The organism is Armatimonadota bacterium (assembly GCA_039679645.1).
In the GTDB taxonomy this organism is placed as follows: Bacteria; Armatimonadota; UBA5829; order UBA5829; family UBA5829; genus UBA5829.
In genome coordinates this window covers 1-26314 of the sequence record JBDKUO010000006.1, presented here as the reverse complement: position 1 = coordinate 26314, position 26314 = coordinate 1, and the positions used below count along the sequence as shown (strand labels likewise).

The 26314-nt window shown below is 51.7% G+C and carries 16 protein-coding genes; 11 read left to right on the top strand and 5 right to left on the bottom strand.

All coding sequences use genetic code 11. The features are described 5' to 3' along the window. Window position 1 precedes the first annotated feature (1 nt). Complete coding sequence (locus tag ABFD83_01250; GenBank protein MEN6355690.1) at window positions 2-4579, top strand: PQQ-binding-like beta-propeller repeat protein; 4578 nt, start codon at window positions 2-4, stop codon at window positions 4577-4579. Between the two features lie 85 nt (window positions 4580-4664). On the opposite strand, the gene nifS is transcribed toward ABFD83_01250, so the two are convergent. The 3 genes from nifS to ABFD83_01235 all read right to left on the bottom strand — a co-directional run bounded on the left by nifS (window position 4665) and on the right by ABFD83_01235 (window position 8366). After that, window positions 4665-5849, bottom strand: a complete 1185-nt coding sequence (gene nifS, locus ABFD83_01245) for a cysteine desulfurase NifS (GenBank protein MEN6355689.1) — start codon at window positions 5847-5849, stop codon at window positions 4665-4667. Between the two features lie 62 nt (window positions 5850-5911). Continuing rightward, on the bottom strand, window positions 5912-7186 hold the full coding sequence (serS, locus tag ABFD83_01240; protein MEN6355688.1) for a serine--tRNA ligase: 1275 nt from the start codon (window positions 7184-7186) through the stop codon (window positions 5912-5914). Window positions 7187-7250: 64 nt separating this feature from the next. Further along, window positions 7251-8366, bottom strand: a complete 1116-nt coding sequence (locus ABFD83_01235; GenBank protein MEN6355687.1) for a hypothetical protein — start codon at window positions 8364-8366, stop codon at window positions 7251-7253. A gap of 111 nt (window positions 8367-8477) precedes the next feature. Here ABFD83_01235 and ABFD83_01230 point away from each other — a divergent pair, with 111 nt between their 5' ends. From ABFD83_01230 to ABFD83_01210, 5 genes are all read left to right on the top strand, one after another. Then, entirely contained in the window at window positions 8478-9434 is a 957-nt protein-coding gene (locus tag ABFD83_01230) for an NTP transferase domain-containing protein (protein MEN6355686.1), read from the top strand. Further along, window positions 9427-10389: a ribose-phosphate pyrophosphokinase gene (locus tag ABFD83_01225; GenBank protein MEN6355685.1), complete on the top strand. Its 963-nt coding sequence runs from the start codon at window positions 9427-9429 to the stop codon at window positions 10387-10389. Before ABFD83_01230 ends, ABFD83_01225 begins: the two co-directional genes overlap by 8 nt. Further along, on the top strand, window positions 10386-10961 hold the full coding sequence (gene pth, locus ABFD83_01220; protein MEN6355684.1) for an aminoacyl-tRNA hydrolase: 576 nt from the start codon (window positions 10386-10388) through the stop codon (window positions 10959-10961). Before ABFD83_01225 ends, pth begins: the two co-directional genes overlap by 4 nt. Before the next feature lie 150 nt (window positions 10962-11111). Then, window positions 11112-12431 (top strand): glucose-6-phosphate isomerase, encoded by a 1320-nt coding sequence (locus ABFD83_01215; protein MEN6355683.1) that lies wholly within the window; start codon window positions 11112-11114, stop codon window positions 12429-12431. 11 nt (window positions 12432-12442) lie between these two features. Further along, a complete protein-coding gene (locus ABFD83_01210; protein ID MEN6355682.1) occupies window positions 12443-13648 on the top strand; it encodes a hypothetical protein in 1206 nt (401 codons plus the stop codon). Here ABFD83_01210 and ABFD83_01205 read toward each other — a convergent pair whose 3' ends face one another. Both ABFD83_01205 and ABFD83_01200 read right to left on the bottom strand, forming a co-directional pair. Next, entirely contained in the window at window positions 13649-15370 is a 1722-nt protein-coding gene (locus ABFD83_01205; GenBank protein ID MEN6355681.1) for an NFACT family protein, read from the bottom strand. 30 nt (window positions 15371-15400) lie between these two features. Next, a complete protein-coding gene (locus ABFD83_01200; GenBank protein MEN6355680.1) occupies window positions 15401-17380 on the bottom strand; it encodes a carbohydrate binding family 9 domain-containing protein in 1980 nt (659 codons plus the stop codon). A gap of 244 nt (window positions 17381-17624) precedes the next feature. Here ABFD83_01200 and groES point away from each other — a divergent pair, with 244 nt between their 5' ends. The 5 genes from groES (at window position 17625) to ABFD83_01175 (ending at window position 26184) form a co-directional block, all read left to right on the top strand. Then, a complete protein-coding gene (gene groES, locus ABFD83_01195) occupies window positions 17625-17909 on the top strand; it encodes a co-chaperone GroES (GenBank protein ID MEN6355679.1) in 285 nt (94 codons plus the stop codon). A gap of 132 nt (window positions 17910-18041) precedes the next feature. Then, entirely contained in the window at window positions 18042-19670 is a 1629-nt protein-coding gene (groL, locus tag ABFD83_01190; GenBank protein MEN6355678.1) for a chaperonin GroEL, read from the top strand. 158 nt (window positions 19671-19828) lie between these two features. Further along, complete coding sequence (locus ABFD83_01185) at window positions 19829-21148, top strand: HD domain-containing phosphohydrolase (protein ID MEN6355677.1); 1320 nt, start codon at window positions 19829-19831, stop codon at window positions 21146-21148. 87 nt (window positions 21149-21235) lie between these two features. Then, a complete protein-coding gene (locus tag ABFD83_01180; protein ID MEN6355676.1) occupies window positions 21236-23692 on the top strand; it encodes a glycoside hydrolase domain-containing protein in 2457 nt (818 codons plus the stop codon). Further along, window positions 23689-26184, top strand: coding sequence for a sugar-binding domain-containing protein (locus ABFD83_01175; protein MEN6355675.1), 2496 nt, complete (start codon window positions 23689-23691; stop codon window positions 26182-26184). The genes ABFD83_01180 and ABFD83_01175 overlap by 4 nt, the downstream gene beginning before the upstream one ends. The last annotated feature ends 130 nt before the right edge of the window (window positions 26185-26314 follow it).

The window sequence follows — 26314 nt, the reverse complement described above, 5'->3', positions numbered from 1 at the left end:
CATGAAAAACTTCACACGTATTATCCCATTTTTTGCAATCATAATCGGTGTCGTTGCATCAGAGTTTCCGGTTGATGCAGGCGCCTATCTTTACTCCGGCAATCGAAAACAGATCAACTGCGGTGTGGTCCAGCTTTCTGATCCTATCCCGGCCAGTCAGCTTACCGAGTTGCAATCAGGCTATGATTCAAGCGGCTATCTCTTGGGCAATGGAGTCGGTGACTTGTTCTACCTGCTCGACAACCTGACGAGCATGAAACCTGCCGGTTGGACACTGGAAAACCCATTTGCCGGCAGCACATATTCGACCCTAAGCGGAGTAAAGACTGCCAGGAAATATACCAAGAACGAGGTCAGCTATTGGTATGTCAAGCTGGATTCCACCCGCGATCTTTCTCGGATGCAAGTTTTGTATCTGCCTGCTCATAGCGCGGTCAGCCTGAGCGGTGATGACAGAGAGAAACTGCGCAGGTTTGTTGATGGCGGCGGTGTACTGTGGGTCGATAATTCCGATTCAAGCAGCGTGTTGAGTTTTGATAGCACCGGCAATGCGGGTTTTCTCATTTCGGACTTCACGTTCAGTCAGACATTAGGGGCAGGGGTGGATTATGCGTTTGTTCGGCATCACCCGCTGCTTACAATTCCCTACTGGCTTACCGACCAGGATATTTCCATACTCGGTTCAAATGCCGGAAAATGCTGCGTATGGCCCGGCTATGATAGCAGCGGTGGTGTCCCGGATAGTTTTGAGTTTCTGTTCCCTGTGGTCAAGAACACCGGAATGAATACCCCGCCTGCTGTTGCGGCTAACGCATATGGCGGCGGATATATTGTGGCTACGGCGGACTACGTTGGCAGGGGTTGTTATATGAACTATCCGTATAACCTGCCCAGCCTCAAGTTTGCCTACAATGTTATTGCGCTGTCCTCTTCCTGGACAAACGCAAGGAAAAGCCCACGGCGTTCCGGCAGCTCTATCGACACGGTCGGCGGCACTGAGTTGGCCAAGATATGGTCCTACCCGCTTTCTTCACCCGGTGATGTGGAGTCTGCACCAGTAATTTATAAGAACGTAGTGTACTATTCTTCGGGAAGCACACTGTATGCCTTTGATCTGAAGCCTCAGGAAGATCTGGACGGCGACGGCAATATTGATGACGGCGAACAGGATATGAACAGATCCGACAGCAAGGATGATTCTACCGGCCAGGACCTTATATGGCAGTATGAGTGCGACGGCCTCATTTCTTCGCCCGTAGTCGTCACTATGCAGAACCCCAGCACTCCGAATGATCCCGGAAACAGCGTCGACGCAGTGATGGTCGCATCCACAAACGGCACAGTTTATGTGTTGGACGCATATCCGTTGTCTGGGTCAAGTCTAGGTTCCGAGCCGACACCTCTTCTTTACCAAGGCAACACTTGGAGTACAGGCTCAACGTGTGTTAAGCCTTATCCTCCGCTTTTTATTGACGGCTGGATATATGTAGCCGGTGGATCGGGCACCGATGCAACCGGCGGTGTTCATATATATGGTCTCAACCCGGTGCTGCAGTCCAACTATGGCGGCAGTAACCAGCACAAGAGCGAATGGTCAAGAGAGTATCCTGCGTCAACCAGTATTGTCTATACCGGAAATACGCTTACCTCCGGCCTTGGTTTTGGCTATGCAAGCTCCCAAGACAGCGGCGCTCTCACCGGCATGCTGTACTGGTCCACGAATGTGCCGTCAAAGATTTCCACCAAGAACGATATTGTATTCGGCCTACCTCTGGTCATCAAGAATGACACTCTGAAACCAAAAATTAGCGGCTCTCTGGTCCAGTGTCAGATAAACGTGAAATCTGCGAAGATCGACCAGATCACAAACATATGGATCAAAAACTATGACACAACCGATCTGATGATAGAATCCAGAATACCGAATGCGGATCTAATGAGTACTGCTGAAGGCTCTGCGCCCGGCCGTATATTATGTACTCTCAGTGGTTCCGCCATAACGGCAAATGGCGGCCAGGTCCCGGGTGATGTGATCATATGCGCCGATTACACCCTAGACTACGCCTCTACCAGCGGTGGTATTACATATTTACCACGAATTCAGATCCCTCTCGATCCTGACATATCCACCGCAGGCGGCAATTCTCCTCTGCCTCCTACTACGGCAACGGCCACCTCTGCTTTGGGCCGAGATGCAATGGTCTATATAAATGGAAAGAGAGATTCGGCGGCGCTTAATTCCCTTAAACCCGGCGGATCGGTCTACGGTCTTCAGATTGATGCTTCAAAGCAGACGAACAGATGGAACTATTTCCTGCATGCAGGGGTAACGCGAACTACTATCCAGAGCGCATCGGGCTCGAACGAGTCTGAATTATCCGGTATCGTCAGCCCAACAGTTCCGGATATGGTCATTCCCGGTGTCGTGATGAAACAGACAAGTTCCGGATGGGTACCGCTGCAGGACCCGCAGCCGCTGTCCTCTCCTGCTTATGCGGGCGACAAACTCTTCGTCACAGTCTCGGGCAAGTTCGGCAGCAGTGACGGCGGCGCGCTCCTTTGCTTCAAAGCAAATCCTGATTTTGTGATAAGGATCACTGAAAATGCCGGCTTTGACTCCGCCGGCAATCCTATTAGAAAGGCAAAGAGCCTTTACAATGCAACCACCGGCCGCGAGCGCCCCGTCAGTATCTGGCAGCCGAACCTGCTGGACAGCAATCCGTTAAATATGGATGCCAGTAAGATACCTGTCACCCATTCCATGATCGATTATGGCAAGGGGACCATAACCATCGACAACTTCAGCTCTATGAAGCTAAATAGTTCGATTGGCGTAACTCCCAACACCCTGTCGCCTTCTCTGCCGGTCTGGGTGGTGTTGGACAATTCCATTGAAGTCCCGGTCGACTTTTCGACCTGGGGACCTTTGAGCGCCTACACGAGCGCAGCGCCTGCCAGCAGATCAAGCGACTCCGTAGACCTGAGCGGTTGGAACAATCTGCTCTGGTATTATCCCATCGACAAGACAATTCATTCATCGCCTGTGGTTATAGGTGACGCAGTCTATTTCACGGATGATGCAGGAACGATCTATGCCATGAAGACCGAGACGGGCGAGACTCTGGGCAAGCCCATTGGTGACGACCAGATAATTTGGAAGGAGTCTTCGACTGCGTCCGACTCAAGTCAGACGAATTTTTCGTTAGCCGGTTCCAACGGTGTGCTTATCATTCCGAAATCAGATGGCCTATATGCGTATTCAAATACAACGACACTCGTGGCCGACACAAACAGGGTAATGGAGCTTGACGGCGCGGGCGAGCTTAGCTGGGCCGCCGATTCAATTACCTGGCCGGCTCACATTCCGCCCAGCCTCAACAGCAAACCTGCGACCACTGCAGGTCCGATAAACAAGCCAAGCCGGATAAGATATATTAGTTCCGGGGAGATGCTGCTTACAAACTCCGGCGCCAATCAGGTGTGCCGCATGGACAAATCGGCCCAGGTCGGCTCGATGCGCATCAAGACAACGGCTTCATCTCCATATGATTATATGTATATCCGATGGTTATATGATCGTTTCTCCGATCCCAAGCGTCTGCTGCGTCCGGGCCAGCCGACGAGCCTTAACGGCCCCACGGATGCAATCCTCTGGCAGGAAACAGAGACCGAGGGAACAGGTCCGGATGCGATAAGCTATCAAGTGGTTCACTGCCTGGTCGCAGATTCGGGCAATCATCGGATTGTGGACCTGACATATAGGTTCAAGCAGGTTAATAGCGCGTACCAGCTCGTGGCGACCAGTTCGGATATAGACCCGGAAAGCGGCTTTTGTCTGCCTCGCTTGAACTGGGTCACCACAACGGATACGACCAATCAGAACTATGTCTTCGACTGTCTACAGCTCGTAGCGGATGCGTCAGGCAGCACCGCCGCGATCGATATATGGGCGGCCATCTCCAACTACCGCACCGGAACCGGCACTACGGCCACAAGCCAGGGTCTGGGCGGCGCGATTGTGGGGATACGTTATCGAGTAGCCGATGGAAGCTCATGGGATTATTCGTCCGCAGATTCCGGCCAGATAATATACGGCTGCGACAAGATGAACTTCAGCGGCACGACCCGACCTCTTGCAACCCCAAGGTATTTCCAAGTGGTTGATACTCCCGGCAACAGATATGTATATGTCTGTGACAACTACGGCGTCTATAAAGCCAGGGTACCGTTATCCGGCACGCCCGATGTGGTCGATATTCTGCAGGACTCTGATTATAGAGGCATGGACCGTGACGATGACACCGACGGCGTTCAACCCTTGTCAGTTCCTCTTAGGGCATCCTGTGTGCATGCCCTCCCAAATGGCAACTGGCTTATTACTAACTCGTATTCAGGGAAAAGCACGGATGGCGTCAATAGTTTCAGCGGAGAGGTGTTCGAGTATAACCCAAGCAGCACGAGCGCTGACAAGATAGAGTGGCATTCACCGGATATCGACTTTTCAACCAGTGTCTGGAAACAGAAAATAGATAACGGCCAGATAATGCAGCAGCCTGCCTGCGCATATCGGCAGTTCTAACTGGGTATTGAGGTTGTAAAATAAGTATTCCCATCTTCATCAGAAATCTTTTTCGATGAGATGGGAATACTTGTACGTTATATGGTTATTCCTTATCGCATTTTTCGCCGACGGCATATATCGGCGACATCTGCCTCAGGCGGTCGATAATCCCCGGCAGCACTTCCAGAACTCTGTCTATCTGCTCCATAGTGTTGTCGTTGCCCAGAGTAAGGCGAAGCGAGCCATGAGCCTGCTCATGCTTCAATCCGAGTGCCATCAATACATGAGAGGGATCGAGCGAGCCTGATGTGCATGCCGAGCCGGACGAAACGCATATACCCTGCATATCCAGCAGCAGTATCATCGATTCGCCCTCAACTCCCGTGAATGAGAAATTCACATTGTTGGGTACCCGCTTGATGCGGTCACCGTTGAGTCTTACGTCTTTGATCTTTGATTCTACGCCATGGATCAATGCGTCACGCAGCTTGGTTGTATACTCGGCTTCTTCAGCCATCCGTGCCTTGGCAAGCTCGCATGCTTTACCTAGTGCGACTATCCCCGGCACGTTATGCGTTCCGGCGCGTCGATTGTTTTCCTGGCCGCCGCCGAGCATGAACCTGTCTACACGAGCGCCTTTGCGTATATACATTGCGCCGATGCCCTTGGGTCCGTAGAGCTTGTGCGCGGAGATCGCGAGCGAATCGCAGCCTATAGCCTGCACATCTACAGGTATGTGCCCGATAGTCTGCACTGTGTCAGTGTGGAAGTGAATGCCCTTTTCTCTGCAGATTTTGCCTATCTCTTCGACCGGTTCTATCGTGCCTATCTCGTTATTTGCGTGCATGATCGTCACGAGAATCGTTTCATCGGTTATTGCCGATTTTAGATCATCAACGCTCACAAAACCGTTCTCATCCACTTCCAGATATGTGACCGAGTAGCCCTGCTTTTCGAGAGTATGGCACGACTCAAGCACCGCGTGGTGCTCGATCTTGCTGGTGATGATGTGCTTGCCTTTCTTTGCTTTGGCCGAAGCCACGCCGAAGATCGCCCAGTTATCGGACTCGCTGCCTCCCGAGGTAAAGTAAACCTCTTCAGGCTGAGCGTTGATTAGCTCGGCTACCTGCTCGCGGGCAGTCTCGACTGCTTCGCGGGCTTCCCGCCCTATTGAGTAGAGAGTGGATGCGCTGCCGAATTTGTCTTTCAGGTACGGCAGCATAGTATCGAGGACCTCCGGGTCGACCGGGGTCGTGGCTGCATGGTCAAGATATATAAGATCACCCATAACGAACTCCAACAATTTCATATTTTAGATTTTGTATTTTATATATGTCTATCGGCAGGCAGTTAGCTAATTATGTCTGCGTTCATATAAGGTCGCAGGACCTCCGGCACAATTATTGAGCCGTCGGGCTGCTGGTAGTTTTCAATAATCGAGACTACTAATCTGGGCAGCGCGACACCTGAGCCGTTGAGGGTATGAACGAACTCCGGTTTGGCCTTGGGTTCGGGTCGATACCTGATGTTTGCGCGTCGCGCCTGAAAGTCCTCGAAGTTCGAGCAGCTCGATACCTCCAGCCACTTGTCCACACCCGGCGCATAGATTTCAAGGTCATAACACTTGGCAGCCGAAAAGCCCAGATCGCCCGTGCAGAGCAATACTACCCGATATGGTATACCCAACCTCTGCAGAATATCCTCAGCATTTGCGGTTAATTTTTCATGTTCATCGTATGAAGTCTCTGGCCGGACGAACTTAACCATTTCGATCTTATCGAACTGATGCACCCGCAGCAGACCGCGCGTGTCCTTTCCCGCAGAACCCGCCTCACGCCTGAAGCAGGCTGTGTAGGCAGTCAGATACATTGGAAGCTGGTCCGCATCCAGAATTTCATCCATGAATATGTTAGTCACCGGCACCTCGGCTGTCGGGTCCAGGAAGAGGTCGTCTTCCTTATCGGTGTGATACATATCTTCTTCAAACTTCGGAAGCTGCCCCGTGCCGGTCATCGACTTGCGATTGATCAGGAACGGCGGGAAGACTTCTTTGTAACCGTGCTCGGAAGTATGCACATCCAGCATCCAGTTCAAAAGCGACCTTTCAAGCCGCGCGCCAAGCCCTTTATAGAGTATGAACCCGCTGCCTGCTATCTTGCTGCCACGGTCAAAATCTATGATGTCCAGATTCGTGGCGATGTCCCAATGAAACTTAGGCTCAAAGTCGAACTTCTTTGGCTCTCCCCAGGTGCGGATGGTCGGGTTGTCGAGTTCATTCTTGCCCACCGGCACGCTCTCATGCGGCACGTTGGGGATAGTGAGCAATATATCATTGATCTTTGACTCGACCTCGGCTATATCCGAATCCATCTGCTTGATGCGGCCGGAAACCTCGCGCATACGCTCAATCTCCGAGGTCGCATCTTCTTTGTTCTTTTTCATCATGGCGATCTGTTCGGAGACGGAGTTTCGCTCAGCCTTGAGTTGTTCGACTTCATAGAGGTCCTGACGCCACTGTTCATCCAGCTTGACGAACTCGTCGAGCTTTGTTGGGTCGTCGTTCCTGTTGATCAGAGCCTGCCTTACCTTCTCCGGCTCTGTCCTTACAAATTTAGCATCAAGCATGATTATCTATACCCCCAGGTATTGCATCTACTATATTGTAGTGCACTCGACGCGAACAGGCAACCTAAAACCTGGTGTCGATCAGGTCATATATCTTCTTTCGATTATCTGTCGGCGCAACTCCGTTTCGCAACGAGTTCCACTGGTATCCGAAGAAGATAAAGTAGTCCGGCTGAAGCTGCTTGGCCTCTTCAATATACTGCGCCCATGCATCATCCATATAATAGGGTGATTTCTCGTCACGTGCAGTATGCCAGCCTACCTGCGCGTCGACTACATACATCACCGGAACTCTGCGATTGTCCGATATGCGTTTGATATTGTCATAGATATCGGGGGAAGTCGGGAAGCTGTAGTTGTACGGACAGAAACCGCAGCAGCCGCCCGAAGTTTCTATGAAAATATCCACGTTCACCGGATGGTCGACTGAGTGATCAATCGTTCCGTAGCAGTAAAATATCTCGCCGGAGAAGCCTTGCTGTTTCAGCGTTTCCCAGACGTTACGAACCAGCGAACCTTCGCGAAAGCTGACATAATCGATCCAGTCCTGGTTTATATTCTTTTCGTTAGCCCAGTAAAAGAACTGCTCCGGTCCGATCTGCGTATAGGGCTTGCGTCCGTGAGAGCCTGCCCACCTGTCATAACCGCGTTTTGAGCCTGGACCGGGGAAGTATTTGCGTTCTCCCTCATAGATAAAGCCGTCGAGTTCGGGGAAGAAGTTATGCTGCTCCTCAAACATTTTCAGGATAAGCTCCTGTGTATAACCGCTGTCGGCGGACAGGGTCACCAGCTTATCATAAGGCCAGTAGATCATATCCACTCCCAAATCGTCTATATAGCAGGCATCCAGTTTGTCTACGCACTTACGGGCATAAATATATGTGTGGCTCGCCGCGAAGACCTTTATGTTTAAGCGATGAGCATAGTCTATTATCTCGTTGAGCAGCCTGTTGCACGAGTCTCTGTTAGCTGAGCCGGTTGAATCCAGAAACGGTATCGAAGACATGTATCCGGTGGCATATCCATGGAGGTATATGTTCAGCACATTGATGCCATGCGATGCCATATCGTCCAGATGCCGCTTCCATGTGTCCAAATTCCACACATGCCCGTCGCTGTGCCTGCTTGGCGCAAAAAATTCCCAAAAGCCTGTAATCACGTTAGTTACCCCGATTGCCATATTTTTCCCAATATACTACTGATGTATACAGTCGTCAACATGCCGCGTTTAGGCGTTGGTCTCCCCTCATTTACTTCAATTCTGTTATAATAGTGCTCGGAGGACAGCACAGTGAAACGCAAATTCGCGGCGGTCGTGATGGCCGCCGGCAAGAGTACAAGAATGAAGTCAGCGCTTCCCAAGGGGGCGCATTTGATATGCGGAAAGCCGATGACCCGCCACGTCGTCGATGCTTGCCTTGGCGCGGGGATCGAGCAGGTGACAGTGGTGGTCGGTCATGAAGCCGAAAAGGTGAGACAGGCTTTGGGCGAAGATATATCATACGCCTACCAGACAGAGCAGTTCGGCACGGGGCATGCCGCCATGCAGGCTATGCCGAGCCTCGCGAGCGACATAACCGACGTAGTTGTGCTTCCCGGCGACACGCCTCTCATCACACCCGAAGCCATCTCCCAGCTCATAGATACTCACTCATCAGCTGACAATGCTGCAACACTGCTCACCGGCATGTTGGATGATGCAGGTCACTATGGCCGGATCGTTCGGGATGAGACCGGCGCAGTAGTTAAAATCGTCGAGGCCAAAGACGCCGACGAAGCGACGCTTGCCATTGGCGAGTTTAACGTAGCGATCTATTGCTTCAAAGTCCGGCTCCTCGCCGAGAAGCTTGCGATGATCAAGCCCGACAACGCCCAGGCGGAGTATTACCTCACCGACGTAATCGAACTTTTGAACAAGTCCGGCCAGCGGGTAGGGGCGGTGGTTGCGGATAACGTGAAGGATACTTTGGGAATCAATAACAGGATCGAACTGGCCGAATCCGCCGCGATAATGAGAAAGCGCATTCTGGACAGGCTGATGCTCTCAGGTATAACGATTGTCGACCCTGCGACTACATACATCGACTGCGATGTCGAGATAGGCCGCGACACCATAGTCCATCCATGCACTATAATCGAGCGCGGCAGCCGAATCGGCAGCAACTGCGAAGTAGGGCCGTTCACGCGGCTCACCGATGTCACTATCAGCGGTCTCAAGACTCAGGAAAGGTTAGCTAGTAATGAATGAACTGATGCTGTTTTCAGGGGCGGGAAATCCCGAGCTTTCGGCAAGGATCGCTGAGAGGCTGGGGGTGCACGTCGGCGAGATGGTGCTCCAGCGTTTTGCCGATGGCGAGGTGCATGTTCAGGTAAACGAGAGCGTGCGCGGCGATGATGTGTTTATCGTCCAGTCGTTCCCAACCCCCGTGAACGAGCACCTGATGGAACTGCTTATAATGATCGACGCTTTCAAGCGAGCCTCCGCCCGCCGGGTGAATGTCGTGGTGCCGTATTACTGCTATGCCAGGCAGGATAGGAAAGTCAAGCCGCGCGAGCCTGTTACCGCCAAGCTGGTCGCCGATTTGCTTACAGCCGCGGGTGCCAGCAGGCTGCTCACAGTCGATTTACACTCCGGCCAGATAGTCGGTTTCTTCGACCAGCCGGTGGACAATCTTTACGCAGGTCCTATCATAGCCGATTACATTCGCAAAAACATTAAAGTGGATGAGAACACGGTTGTGGTCTCGCCGGATGTCGGCGGCGTTCCGCGTGCCAGGGCGCTTGCAGAGGCTTTGGGAACACCCATTGCGATCATAGTTAAGCGCAGGCCTGAGCCTAACAGGACTGAGGTGATGGAAGTCATAGGCGATGTGGCGGGCAAGACAGCCATTATGCTCGATGATATGATCGATACCGGCGGCTCTATTATAAGCGGCGCCAACGCGCTTATCAATCTGGGCTCAAAAGAGGTCTATGCCGCGTGCACCCACGGAGTCCTATCGGGCAGCGCGCCTCAAAAGCTGATCGACTCGGCCATTAAGAAAATAATCATTACTGACACCATTCCGCTTTCCGAGGATCAGCGGGACGGCAAGATTGTGGTCGTAACCATGGCAGATCTGCTTGCCGATGCCATAATGCGCATCCATGCGGACCGCAGCGTCAGCGAAATCTTCGATAAGGCGTGGAAGGGGCAGTCGTGAGAGTGATCGTTGGCCTGGGCAACCCCGGAAGGCAGTATGCTCACACCAGGCACAATGTCGGCTTTGATGTGCTCGATGCTTTTGCAAAGCGCCGCAAGGTCAAAATACTAAGCAGGCAGTGCCGGGGCCTGGTCGGCAGTTTCGATCATTACGGCGAGCAGATACTGTTGGTCAAGCCGCAGACATTTATGAACGAGAGCGGTCAATGCATAGGTCAGATAATGCGCAAGTATCACCTGGAGCCGTCGGACATATTCGTTATCTATGACGACATGGACCTGCCTCTTGCCAAGATCAGAATTCGCCTGCAGGGATCATCCGGCGGGCACAACGGCATGAAGTCGATCATTGCGCACCTTCACTCCAAAGAGTTTGCGCGCATGCGCATCGGGATAGGCCACCAGGGCGAAGCGATAAACCATGTGCTATCGCGATTCAGCCGCAAGGACCGCCAGGAGATGGACGTCACAATAGAACAGGCAGCAGACGCGCTGGATATGATGCTTGAAGAGGGCATCGAGGCCGCTATGAATCAGTACAATCGGGCGGAGAGCAGCGAGGAAAAAGCGTAGCAGATATATCATGCACGAAGTCTTTGATTCTGGGCTCAAAATCTCAGGATGATCCGTAACCTAAGCAATTTAAGCACAACTGAGCGCTCATGAGTTTGGGCTCTTAGCCCTCCACTCTCCGCTCTCAACTGTTTTTTTGAGGGAGTAACTATGCCAAACCAATTCAATAAACTACCTATAGCAATAAACGCTGAACGTCTCAAACCCAATGTGACGTGCGACATGGTCGCAGCCCGCAACGATAAAGTAAAGCTCCTTGACGGTGAGCTTCGCTCGGGCAATCACCCGGGTTCGGACTTCACCGGCTGGATGAAACCCGGTCAGATACTTTCATCAGACGAACTGTCCCGCGTAAAAGCAACTGCCAAGCGGCTGCGTGAGGAGACCGACATCCTGCTGGTGATCGGAATCGGCGGGTCGTATCTGGGAGCGAGGGCTGTTATCGAGGCTTTAGCTGATGACCCGGATATAGTGGTCTATGCCGGTCAGAATATCTCAGCGCATTACATGACAAAGCTCAAGAAGCATCTTGCCGGTAAGAGAGTCGCGGTCAATGTTATCTCCAAGTCAGGCACCACTACTGAACCCGCCATCGCATCCAGAATCATGCGCGAGCTGGCAGCCACGGCAAAGCATATTGTCGCCACGACGGATGCCAAAAAAGGCGCGCTCCTGCAGCTTGCCAAGACCGAAGGCTACGAGACATTTGTCGTGCCGGATAATATCGGCGGACGATACTCGGTGCTCTCGGCGGTCGGGCTGCTCCCGATTGCCTATGCCGGTGTCGATATTGACGCGCTGATCTCGGGCGCGGTTAAATGCTCCGAACTCTGTTCCAACACCGACACGATGAGCAACCCTGCGTACTTCTATGCGGCTGCCAGGAATGTGCTCTATAGCCAGGGTTTTTCTATAGAAATGCTCGCGTCATTCGAGCCGAGACTGCACTTTATGGCCGAGTGGTGGAAACAGCTCTACGGTGAGAGCGAGGGCAAGGAAAACATGGCTCTCTTCCCGGCGTCGGTTGACTTTACCACCGATTTGCACTCCATGGGCCAGTATATTCAAGATGGCCGCAGGATGATTGCAGAGACTTTCTTGATTGTCGATGGGTCGGAGCCGTCACTTAAAGTTCCTGATGCGGACAATGCTGACGGCCTTGGATATCTCATGGGCAAAGAAATCAGTTATGTAAACTCCAAGGCGTATGAGGCGACAGCCAAGGCTCATCGAGACGGCGGCGTCCCGAATATGACGATACATCTTGAGAAACTGGATGCCGAAAGCCTCGGCGCTCTCATTTACTTCTTTGAGATCGCCTGTGCAGTGAGCGGGCTGATGCTTGGCGTAAACCCGTTCAACCAGCCCGGTGTAGAAGCATATAAAAAGGAGATGTTCAAACTCCTCGGCAAACCCGGATTTGAATCTGCTGAAGTGAAAGAGTCCGAGTCGGAATATATTCATTTCTAAGGAGAAGTGTAATGAAGAGATTTACAAGGTTTATGTTTGTGGCAGTATTTCTTGTCTGTATGTCCGCCTGTGCGTTTGCTGCGAAGCAGGCAGACCTCGATCCTGAAGATTTTGCAATAATGCCCTGGGGCGGCTCCCCGGGTGATGCAAAGACTCTGCGCGACATAAAAGATTGCGGGTTCAACCTGGCGGGCTTTTTGGTGCCGAACGACGTGAAAGTGGCAAAGAAAGTGGGCCTCAAGTGCCTGGTAATAGACCAGGCGACTCTTGATGTCAATCAGCCGAACCTCTCTGATGCGGAAGTAATTGCCCGTGTCAAGAAGTTGACGTCGCAGTTTCGCAGCGACCCTACTGTTTTTGGATATTATGTAAAAGATGAGCCTGGTATGGGCGAATATGCCAATCTTGCCCGCTGGAACAACGCTATCCTGAAAGAGGACCCTAAGGCTTTTGTCTACATAAATCTGCTGCCGCAGTTTACGTGGGGCAATTATGACGAGTATGTCGGCAAGTTCATATCAACAGTTAAGCCGACTTACCTGAGTTACGACCTCTATGCCTTGTATGACGACGGATCCGTAAAGCCTACCCTGTATACAAATCTGGAGATCATGCGAAAAAAATCTCTGGAGCACAATATTCCGTTTATGAATATAGTCCTGGGCAACTGCCATTTCCACTATGCCAAGCCTTCCGTGGAGGGTCTGAGCCTGCAGGTCTATGCCACACTCGCATACGGCGGGCGCGGAATTTCCTACTTTACGTATTTCTGCCCGCCTGCAGGCAACTATCGCATGGCGGCTATAGACCAGTTCGGGCACAAGACCCCGACCTGGGATATGATCCGGTTTGTAAACTTGCAGATACATAAGCTGGCTCCCACATATACCAAACTCAAGAGCGTCAATGTATTCCACTATCCGAATGTGCCTGATAGCTGCAAGGGGATAGATACAAGCAAATACGTTAAAGAGGTAAAAGGCGGAGACTTCCTGGTCGGCGAGTTCGAAAGTCCTGATGGCCGGCCTTATGTTATGCTGGTCAACAAGGACATAAACAAATCGGCCAACTTCAGCATCATATTCAAGTGGCCGGGTAAGGTTATGATGGTCAATCAATATACCGGCACTGAGTATCCCGCGGGCGGTGAACACGACTGGCTTGCTCCAGGGCAGGGAGTGCTGTTGAGCCTGATTAAAGACACTGATCAGAAGTAGTTATGCCTTCGGGTTTATGTCTATCGTCTTTTCGTTCCGATAGATCACAAACCCCGGCGCTGAGCTGCGCGGTTTGCGTACGTATTTGCGAGTGGTGTGGTCGATAGGCACCAGGGACGAGTGTTTGGCATCCGAGTTTTGCGCGGCGATCTTAGCGGCTTGAATCAGGACAGTGTGCGGCAGGCCTCCGGTGTGGCCTGCCGTTCTTATTACAACATGCGCGCCGGTGATCGAGCGGGCGTGCAGCCAGACGTCATTTGGCCGCGCGACGCGCTGGGTCAGATAGTCGTTGGCCTTTGCGTTTTCGCCGTAGAGTATCTCCCAACCCTCGGCAGTCATAAACCGCCGTATTTTCTGACCGCCGAACTCTTCAGGTGGTCTTTCCTGCTGCACATCCGAGCGCAGTAGATCCTGCTCGACAAGAGCCTTGCGAATGCTTTTAAGAGAGTCAACACTCTTGGCCGATTCTGCCTCACTTCTAGCAGATTCAAGCCTGTCGAGAGCGCGTTGCGTGATATCTTTTCGAGCATGAGCGGTTGCGACTGCATCGCGAGCCTTCTGATATCTCTTGAAATAGCGCTCTGCATTTTGCTGAGCGTTGAGCTTTTCATCCAGCTCGATTGTGACCTCGGGCATGTCCGGGTCAAAGAAGTTGGTGAGAAGCACGGACTTTGCGCCTTTCTCTATTGCGTGAAGATTGCCCAGTATCAGTTCGCCTGTCTGTTTGTATCTTTCTGCATTTTCTGCCTCGGCTACGGTCCTGCCGATAGATTTCAAAGTCTGCTTGCGCGATGCCATTGCGCGCCGTATAGCCGTCAGCGTCTGTGTGCGCTCTTCATCGAGAGCAGTGCGCGTAACCAGCGATCTGAAGAGTGTATCTAGAGCCTCGTTTATAGAGCTTCTCGGGTGCTGTTGAGCTATAGGAAACTGCACTGTCGGCATCGGGTAGACCATTATCCCGCGCCCTGTCTCATCCGATATGAGAACAGTCTCGTATGTCGCCTTGCAGACCATCTCCCCCATCTGCAGAATCTCGCCTCTGAGCTTATCTATCGATACCTCGCCATCTTCCGATGACCGCAGGACGATCTCATCTGCCAGAAACGGCCCGAACCCGCTGAAAGTGCTCATCAGCCATTTCTTTACTGCCGCCTGGTCCGAGCCAAGCCTGGCTGGCGAGTTCCAGAGCATATCAAATGCCTGTGCGTCTATATTGCGTATATCACACTTTTCATCACCCGGCGGCGGAATATAGTCGCGACCTGGCAGAACCTGCCTGTACCGGCTTACACTCGATCCGATATTCTTTGCCGCGCCAAGCACCTTCCCCTCGTCATTTACCAAGATCAGGTTGCTGTGCTTGCCCATGATCTCAAGAATCAGGGTCAGACGGGTGCCGTCAGGGTAGCCCAGATGCATTTTCATGACGCGGTCCATCCCAACCTGCTCGATCCCCTCGATAAATGCGCCCTGCACGTACTTGCGCAAAAGCATGCAGAAGTTCGGCGGCTCTTGCGGGACGGCTTGGAGAGATGAAGTGAGGTAGACGCGCGAGAACCGCGCGTCCACCGAGAAGAAGAGCATATATGTAAATCCCGGCGCTCGAATCTCGAGCGTCAGGTCCGTATCGTTGTGCTGGCGGATCTTCTGAACCTTTCCACCTTTGGTCCTGTAGTTGATCTCAGAGATTATCGCCGCAAGTATAAATCCATCGTAAGTCATAGCAGGTATAGTATATCAGAAAGCCGTCTTTTAGAGTGATCTCACGACTTTGAATGTCATCCTTTCCTGCGTGTCGTCAGCGTTGGGGTCACCGTACATGAAATAGATATCCGAGCCCTCGCGTACCTGCTGCCGATACATGAAGAATACGTTGCTATTGCCATCCTGCCTGACTACTCTACTTCCAACACTTCTCTCGTTGGTAAGGTCATAGTTGAGCGTAATCCAGACCTGCCTGTTGGTGTCGGCATACGGGCTGGGACTGCTGATATTCTCGCGCTCGGCATGGAGCCCAACGGTTGTTTTCTCGCTGATCCTGACTTTCTGGTCGATCCAGTTCAACAGGTATTTCCCACCTGCCTGATGTCCCCATGAAACGCCCGTTCCGCCATCACGATTAGTCCTATTTGCATTCCAGTTTAAGCACATATATGGCAGCGTCTCGTGATACTGTTCATGTCTTTGCCAGAGTATGCCTGTTTCGATATTATGGCCGTCCAGATAGCCCATCCAGGTATGAACCGACAGGTTTCTTTCATATAGTTCGCCTGTGTTATAGTCATATGTAGATGCATCGATCCACATTGAAAGGCAGTTGAGATTGCCGGACTGATAGTGCTTATCCCGCCATATCTCGCTCGACATTCCATGTCTGCCGGAGTCGGGAGAGTAACCGAGCTCACTGTTAAATGAGCTGTCTGCATGCATAATGTCTATATAGCCGCCAAGTTTTCCATCGTCAGCATGGGTATCGCAGTGAACAGACATCAACTGCCCATTAGGCATGCCGGTCGTGCTGCTCTGTAAGAGTGCCGCAGATATGCCATAGGCACGCTGTCCTATAACCCGACCGTACCAGGGGTTATAATAAGTGACGGTGTTATGATGGCCGGTTGTATTATGATCCGCTACATTGATTTTAAAGCCGGAACGGTCGCCGAAATGGCGTCGGACACTTGCCAGGGTGCAGTCCTCCCCTGATGCGTTGGTATTTAACACACCGAATCCATTCAGTCCGTCAGTGCCGACATATTTGATCCCGGTGTCGAAGTCGGCTATTCGACGCGAATAGAATACTCTGTCGTTGATTTCAAGCGGCCACTCCTGAAAGAATGGCCTGCTGTCGGTGAGATGCTTCTCATCATATGAAAAATCGATGGACTCCACATCCTGCTCAATCGAATTGAAATCGGGATTGATCGAGGCAATTGCCATAGAGCTTGACGTAAACGGATATTTTATGTCCAGTCCCTGACTTGTGCTGCCTGTTTGCCCTTTGCCTGAAGCGTTAAGCATATAACCAAGTATCTTAGGCTTGGCTTCAAACCGGGGTAGTTTGACTCCCTTCCAGTCAGCGAAATATGCCTCATATGATATTCCACCAAGGTCCGGCCATTCTGCCCATACGTCTTCTTCGGGTATATTTCTGACAAACGCAATGCCTAAGGTGTCTTGATTTCTATCATATGGCAGCAGGCCGAATGGAATCGCCATTTCAACGGTGTATCCGTCGTCAACGATTTTGGCTGCTCCCTGCCAATCTCCCTTGAAAGCTATATTGGTTGTCGAGCTGCACTCCAGCGATTCAGCTTGTGTGCCGATAGCATTCACATCAAACCACGACAAGTACCGGTGCTGATGCTTCGAATCAATGTCAATGCCTACGAAATCGTCATTATCGTAATTGCCACCGTTCCTCTTCTTTTCTTCAGCGCGGATTTTGTCTGGGCGCGGGTGCAGCGCATGAAACGCGACATAGATGTTGCTCTCATCGTAGCATATCTTTACGATGGTCTGTTTTGCGCAAACGACCCAGGTTTTTGAATCATAGAAACCCGTGCACTCCGGGGCATTAGCCCAGCACTTGTCATCGAGAATGCCGTCAATTTTGGGCGCATCTTCCACTTTGATTGCCTGCACTACTACTTGCGACGGTGGGTTTGCGAGGGCGAGCCCTGTTGGCACCGTCAACAACACAATAACCCCAAGATATTTCTTACTACAAAACATACTCACCGCCTTTAAGTGGTCTCTAGTAATAAAGATGCTCTGAATAAGCATTTGGTTCGTTATTTATGTAGAATTGAGCCTTGCTCTTGGGTAACTCTTTTCCATATAAAGTCGGCAGAGTTTTTCTATAACGCGATTTGTCACTTGACAATTGAAATCGCGATTCACTAAAATATGTTGGCACTCAACAAGCATGAGTGCCAAAACTTATTCGCTAAATCTCTAATGGAGGTGAAAGATAGCTATGATCAAACCTCTCGCAGATAAAGTGGTGGTTGAACCGCTTGAGGAAGAGGAAAAGAGTGCCGGCGGAATAATCCTGCCGGATACCGCCAAGAAAAAGCCCCAGGAAGGCGTTGTAATCGCAGTCGGCCCGGGCAAGGTGCTTGACGACGGTTCCCGAGGCGCGATGAGCGTCAAGGTGGGCGATAAGGTCATCTACGCCAAATACGGCGGCACCGAGGTCACCGTTTCGGGTAAGGATTATATGATCCTCGATCAGGATTCTATCTTCGCAATAAAAGAGTAGATGAAAAAGGGGTCTGCGACCTCGGCTTCGGCTCTATTGGAGCCGGAGCAATTTTAGGTATAACTGAGCGCTGACAGTTCCGGGCTCTTAGCTCTCCACTCTCGGCTCTCAGCTATTTTGAAGGAGACATTAATGTCAGCTAAGATTATAAAATTTGACGAAGAGGCCCGCCGGGCGCTCGAGCGCGGCGCGACTACGGTTGCCGCGGCGGTCAAGGTAACACTAGGCCCCAAGGGCCGGAATGTTGTTTTAGACAAGAAGTGGGGCAGCCCCACAATCACTAAGGACGGCGTCACTGTCGCAAAGGAAATCGAACTCGAAGACCCGTATGAGAATATGGGCGCGCAGCTCGTGCGCGAGGTCGCTTCCAAGACCAACGATGTGGCCGGTGACGGAACCACCACAGCCACGGTCCTTGCCGAGAGCATAGTTCGCGAAGGTCTGCGCTATGTCGCGGCAGGCGGCAACCCGATTGCCGTCAAGCGCGGTATCGAGCTTGCGGTCGAGAAGGCGGTTGAAGAGATCAAGAAGCTCTCTATTCCGGTTGCGGGTAAGGAAGAGGTCGAGCAGGTAGCTTCGATTTCCGGTAATGACCCCGAGATCGGCAAGCTGATCGCCGAGGCCATCGAGAACGTCGGCAAAGACGGCGTCATCACCATTGAGGAGTCCAAGGGCACCGATACGGCTATCGAACTCGTCGAGGGAATGCAGTTCGACAAGGGCTATATTTCACCCTACATGGTGACCGACGGCGAGAGGATGGAAGCGGTCCTTGAGAGCCCGATCATTCTCATTCACGAGAAGAAAATTTCAGCCGCCGCCGATCTTATTCCACTTTTGGAGAAGATCGCTCAGACAAGAAAGCCTATCGTGATTATTGCCGAAGACGTTGACGGCGACGCCCTGGCGACCCTGGTCGTTAACAAGCTCAGAGGCACACTGCAGGTTGTGGCAGTTAAGGCTCCGGGCTTCGGCGACAGGCGCAAGGCTATGCTCGAAGATATCGCAGTGCTTACCGGCGGCCAGTTTATTTCCGAAGACCTCGGTATCAAACTCGAGAACGTCGATGTCACGATGCTCGGTCAGGCCGCGAAGATTGTTGTGACCAAAGAGAACACCACGATCATCGAGGGCAAAGGATCCGCTGAGGCCGTTCAGGGCCGTATTGCTCAGATCAGAAATCAGATTGAGAGCACCGACTCCAACTACGACCGCGAAAAACTGCAGGAGAGGCTTGCCAAGCTTTCCGGTGGTGTGGCCGTGATCAAGGTCGGCGCAGCCACCGAGACCGAACTCAAAGAGAAGAAGCATCGCTTTGAAGACGCTCTTTCAGCGACCCGCGCAGCCGTTGAGGAAGGCATTGTCCCGGGCGGCGGCGTGACATTAGTGAACGTTATTCCCGCGCTGGAGAACATCGGTGCCAATGACGACGAGAAGGTCGGCGCTGCAATCGTGCGCAGAGCTCTTGAAGAGCCGCTCCGTCAGATCGCCGAGAACGCCGGTCACGAAGGCAGCGTCGTGGTCGAGAAGATCAAGGGCGAGAAGAAAGGCGTCGGTTTCAACGCCGCCACTGAGAAGTATGAGGATATGATCAAGGCCGGTGTTGTGGATCCGGTCAAGGTCACCCGCTCTGCCCTGCAGAACGCGTCCAGTATCGGTTCTCTGATCCTTACCACAGAGAGCCTGATAGCTGAGAAGCCCGAGCCAAAGCAGCCCCCTATGCCGGGCGGCGCTCCCGGTATGGGCGACTACGGAATGTAATTTCTCTTCTCCATCTTATCCCTCCAGGTATCTTACCTGGAGGGATAAGATCGCAACTATTTCACCCCTCAAACTCACATCGAATCAGTATCTGTTTCAATCTCAAATTGTTTTCATTGATGCTGTCGGATTTCCGGCAGAATATGGAATATAAAACAATGGCTGACGCTGAAAGTGGATCGCGTTTGCCTTTACGAGCCGGGCTTCTGGCCAATAATAGCCCGTTCGGGAACAGGAACAGAAAGCACATGAGCCCCGCTGAGTTGCTAGCCGCAGTATCTTACATGACCGACATCAACCCCGATGGATGTTATTATCATTCCTGGCGAGTGGCGCTGTTGGGCCAGTATATTGCATCGGTTATATCGCCAGATATCCGCAGCAATGCTTTCTACGCGGGTTTGCTTCATGATATAGGGGCGGTGGGGTCTCTTAAGCATATTGCTACCTATAACACTCTTCAACTTCAGACGAATGATCAATACATAATGGAGCATTCTCAACGCGGCGAGGCAATCATCAATTGGCTGCCGGGCATGATGGATGTTGCCGAGTATGTAAGGACTCATCATGAGTGGTGGAATGGGATGGGCTTTCCTGAAGGTCTATCATCTGGCGAAATTCCGATTGGAGGCCAAATACTCTGCCTTGCTGATGCGGTTGATATGGCCGGGTGCTTTACAAACAGAATAAGCTTTTCCAGGGGACTTCATTCTCTTGCCGGGCTTACCGGGCGCGCATGGTCAAGTGAGTTGTGGGCGACTTTTGTCGGGTCCACAAAAGACTCCGCTTTCTATAAGTCCCTGATGGATGTTAGGACTCTTCCAAAGCTGGTCTCAAAGATGTGCGCTGAAATATCCGTAACCGGTGAAATCGACAATGACGAAGGCATCGAGCGCATTTTGCATGTAATAGCGGCAATGGTGGACCTTAAGGATCCGTCTACGCGGGGCCATTCCATAAGGGCTGCGCGCTATGCCAAGTTGCTAGCAAAACACATGTCCATGTCAAGCGAAGATGTGCATATGGCCTATCGTGCCGGACTTGTCCACGATTGCGGACGCCTGGGTTTACCTTCCGATCTGGTAAATCGAACCGGCAGGTTCAGCGATAAAGAACTGGATCTTGTGCGCGCCCATGCCGCAATGACCATACGGGCGTTCAATTGCATACCTGACTGTCCCGATATGGCGGCTCTCGGCGAGATTGCCGGACATGATCACGAGCGTTATGATGGCCAAGGGTATCCTGATGGCCTTGCGGGTGAAAAGATACCTCAGATTTCGCGTATTTTGAGCGCTGTTGATGCCTTTGACGCTATGAGTTCTTTAAGGGCGGACAGGATGCTTTCGCCGAAAGCTGTTGTTATACGTCTTCAACAGAATGCCGCTAAGCAGTTCGATCCTCAGGTAGTCGAAGCAATGGTCGATCTCGTAAATCTTGGTGGTCTTACAGAGGAATTGGCTATCGCTGCTTAGGATTAGAGGCTAATTGAATTTCTCATGCGGATATGATAAGCTGTCGTTGTATTCAAGTACAACTCCATCAGCATATAGAGGCAGCACATGTTTCGTCCGCATTTTTTCTTTCTTGGCATCCTTGTATTCCTGACAGCTCAATGCGCTGGCGCGATTGCGTCGGTTAAGCTCTTCGACTTTGAATCGGACAATGATCCGGCCGCATGGTCTATGAGATCACCAGATCAGGATTCTATAACACTCTCCGACAAGTATGCCACCTCCGGCTTACACTCGCTTGAATTCCATACCCCCTCTTGGAAGGCCGGAATGGAGAATTGGCCTGCGTTCCAGGGTGTGCCGACAGTAAAAGACTGGAATGGCTACGACAGGTTCGTTATAGATATTGCCAATCCGGGCTCTGAATCATTATTGCTGAGCATGTTTATATCAGACAGTAAGCCTGAGTTCAGGAACGGTCTTCAGCACGACTATATGCTGCCCGGCAGATCGATCAACAGATATGTTGTGGATATTTCCAAGATGCCGGATGCTGTGGACCGCTCTGATATTTCGATTGTGCACTTCTACACCAATTGCCCCACAAAGGATACTCGAGTCTATATCGACAACATAACCCTGCTCAAGCCGGGCGAGGCGCTGCCTGAAATTCCAGCTTCTATGTTCAAGGACGAAATTGCATTCATCAATTCAAGGATCAATGCAGCTCGGGATGCCGCGGACAAGTGCGCGAAACTGCTTGGCAAGAAGCAAGACTCCAGACTGACTATTTTGGCTAAAGAACTGGACTACATTGAAAGTGCGGATAAAACGGATTTTAATAGCCTGGCAGGTTTTTCAGCCCGTGTAGATGTGATAGACAGCCAGCTCAACAGACTGCTCACCCTCATAACCCTGCGTGATTCCTTAAAGAAGCTCGAGATTCCGACCGAGAGTATGCTCGTAGGCATTGCAAGTTCAACTAAGAAGGTATTGCCGAGGGACGTGCCGCCGCCTGTTGAAGCATTGAAGTCAATCTCGATAAGCGCCGCCCGGAATGAGAAAGAGAGCTTTCAAGTCGCAGTTACACCCTCTGGGATTACCACCTTAAAAGGTGTTACGGTCGGCATGTCCGATCTTCGCTCCAATAGTGGGGAAGTTCTTTCTGCATCAAATATAAACTGCGATGTGGTCGGTTATGTCAAAACCAAAGAGCCGTGCTATAAGGTTTCATATGTTGGATGGTGGCCGGACCCTATACTGGACTTTGTCGGCCCTGTCGATATCGATTGGGAAAACGTGCAGACATTCTGGGTTCGTGTCAAGGTTCCAAAAGGACAAGTTCCCGGTCTTTATAAAGGTAAATTGACTGTATCCGCTCAGGGAGCCAAGCCGGTTGTGCTGGGCGTGATACTTCAAGTGAGGTCATTTACCCTGCCGGACTGCACACCTATCCCAACTGCAATAACGGCTCTTACAGGTGACCATGTTATCAAGGACATCTGCGGCGAGGAGAACTGGCAAAAGAAGCTCAAATATGATTACGCTGATTTTTTGGCCGACTATTATGTCAACTTCGATCATTTGTACAATCCTGGTCCGCCGGACTACGATATTTTGAAGCACCTGCATGATCAGGGCCGACTGGTTGCGTTCAACCTCGGCAATATTGATAATGCAGGCAATAGCGTGGATCACTTCAAGCCTATATATGAAAAGTGCAAGGAGCTTGGAATACTTGATCACGCCTATATATACGGTTTTGATGAGGTAGGTTCTGCCAGGTTTGAAGAGATCGCAGGTGTAACAAAGAGCCTGAAAAACGCATTTCCGGATGTTTTGCTTATGACTACGGCAAAGGACCTCAGTTGCGGCAAAGACAGCCCCATAAAGTCGATAGATGCCTGGTGCCCGCTGACACCGGACTATGATCTCGACAAGGTGGTTGCGGCAAGGGCAGCCGGCAAGAAAGTTTGGTGGTATATATGCTGCGGTCCGCACAATCCGTATGCCAACTGGTTTGTGGAATATGACGCCATTGAGTCCCGGCTCCTTATGGGCGCTATGACTGCCAAGTACAGACCGGACGGCTTCCTATACTACTCACTGGCGCTCTGGAACGACAATATGCCTATCACAAGTGGTCCTTTCACTAATTGGAATCCTAAATCTTTTGGCGAGCATAACGGTGACGGTTCTATATTTTGCTGCGGACCCGGCGGCAAGCCTATACCCACGATTCGGCTGGAGAACTATCGTGACGGCCTGGAAGACTTTGCATATGTCAAAATACTGGAGAGCATAATAGACAAATACAACGCAAAAGGCGACTCATTGACCAAAGATGAACGCAAATGGCTGGATGAGGCCCGTAAAGCTGTAGTTGTGCCGAAGAGCCTTGTTAATGACATGGTTAATTATTCGCACGATCCCAAAGTGCTTTTTGGCTGGCGCGACAAAATAGCCGATATGATCGACACGTCCGGTATGTCGGATATAGACCCATGGGGCAAGGATTTCGGCGTGCGAGGGTTTGACAGTTCGAAAGCAGTGCAGCAGCAGTGATATCAAGTCTGAGTCTGAATGGAACCTGGAAGATAAGGGGCTTCGATGGCCAGCACGGCCAGCCCGATTCATACTGTGCCGAGGATGTGGACGAGAGGACATTCATACCCGCAAGCGTGCCCGGTGAAGTCCATCTCGACCTCGAGCGTGCAGGCTTGATTGCCGATTGCAACTACGGCACGAATGCTCTGTCGGCAAGATGGGTGGAGGAGCAGGTCTGGGTCTATCGGACCAGGTTTTTCGCTCCAGTTGAGGCGGTTAACCAACATGCATGGCTGGTTTTTGACGGTCTGGACCTCAATGCGATCATATATCTGAACGGCATAGAGATAGGCCGCCATTCAAACGCGTTTACTCCCTGCCGGATAGATGTGACCGGCAAGCTGCAAGATGGCGAAAACGTTCTGGCGGTGTCTATTGAGAGCGGCCTCTACGGTGTGTCCGATAAGCCTGGAGCGGGTTATAATCCCTCGATGGACCACCTTCTCCACAAGCGCGCGTGGCAGCGTAAACCGCAGTATAGTTTTTCCTGGGACTGGAACCCCCGCCTGGTCAATGTCGGAATCTGGAAAGGGGTGCGTCTCGAGTATACGGATTCAGCGCGGATTGACGCGCTGACTGTTTATCCGGAGCTTGCGGACGATCATAAGCGCGCCTGGGTGCATGTCCGAGCTTTTATTGATAACGTAAAGTCTGAGCCTGTAAAGGCGACTGTGCGTGTCCGCGTTAATGGCGACGTTGCTGCCCGTGAACGAGAAATCGAACTGCCTGCGGGCATGAGCCGGCAGGATTTGAAAGTCGAGATAGAAAATCCAAAGCTCTGGTGGCCACGTACGCATGGCGGCCAGCCGCTTTATGATATTGAGTGCGAGATTATAATCGAGGGCGGGGTTGTCGATTCGGCAAGACGCCGCACCGGGATCCGAAGCGTGCGCATAAACCAGGACCCTCATCCCGAAACCGGCTCATATTTCATTATAGAAGTCAACGGCAAGCCGATATTCGCCAAGGGCGGCAATTGGGTCCCACCGGATATGATATATGCGCGTCCTGATGCCGCGCACTATCGAAAACTGGCTGAGCTTGCAGTCGGCGCTAACTTCAACGCTCTGCGAATATGGGGTGGGGCGCATTATGCCGACCACGCACTGCTGGATGCCTGCGATGAGCTTGGAATCCTTGTCTGGCACGACTTCATGTTTGCCTGCTCAAAATACCCCGGTGACGACCCCGATTTTCTCGATAACGTCCGTAATGAGGTCGAGTTCGTTACCCGCGATCTCTCGGCTCATCCAAGCCTGCTCGTGTGGTGCGGCAACAATGAGCTGGAAGTGGCTGCCTGGGACTGGAGCTATGACCGTGTCAAATCGCACCCCGACTATGCTCTTTATCATATGGAAATACCACGGATAATGAACCGGGAGGACACGTCGCGTCCATACTGGCCGAGTTCGCCATATTCGCCGGACCATCAGCATCCAAATGATCGGACTGTCGGCGATCAGCATCCATGGCATGTCAGCCTGGAGAGTGACGGCACCAACTTCTGGGCGTATCGGGACAATGTCAGCCGGTTTCCGAATGAGGGAGGAGTGCTGGGTGCATCCTCTCTCGCTACCCTGAAGCAATTTCTGCCGGAGGAACAGCAGTATCTGTTCTCACCGTCTTGGGAGTTTCACGACAACTCATGCAATTTCTGGCAGGGTGTTGGGGTCTGTTATCGTGAGCTGACCGACTGGCTGGGCCTTACGCCTGAAGAGATGAGTATGCAGGACTATGCGTTCTACAGCGCTCTGATCCAGTCGGAGGGTCTGCGGGAATACATAGACAATTTCAGGAGGAGGATGTTCAGCTCATCGAGCGCCATCTTCTGGATGTATAACGATTCATGGCCGGTAACGCACGGCTGGACAATCATAGACTATTACCTCAGGCGCAAGCTTGCCTATCATCCTGTTCGCCGCGCATTTGCGGATATTTATGTGATTCCGGTTATAGATGGCGATAAAGTCAGGGTGTATGGGGTCAATGACACCCCGGACGAGTGGCGAGGAACGGCTCGATACGGCGTGTTCGAGTTGAAGGGCGGTCTGCCGCTGGACAAGTCTGTCGAGGTTGTGCTTGCTCCCAATGCTTCAACTATAATAGGTGAGTTTGATCTGGCCGAATTGCGCTCTATTGGAGCCGAAAACTCAGGAGCATATGCGCTGCTCATCAAGAATGGCCATACTATTGCTCAAAACCGCAGGTTCATTGCACGGTTTAAGGACCTTGATTTTGCAAAGCCCGAAATATCGATCACCAGAAGAGGCGAAAAGGCTGTCTTCTCATCACCTGTGTTTGTGTGGGCAGCATGCATTGATACCGCCGGTGAATCAGACATTTCTGACGATGTCTTCGACCTGATACCTGGGGTAGAGTATGAGATCAACTGGCCGGCTGATCGCCCACTGCCGCAGGTAACCAGGTGTGCCAGGGTGAACGCATCTTAATTCTGTGTTTGGCAAAATGGTGACCTTGCGACTAAAGTCACAGCTACAAATACACAAAGTCGGCCTTCGCCGACTGAAATCTCAGTGTCCGAAGGGACACTTCGTGTTTTTCTTAGCCGCGGTTTTAACC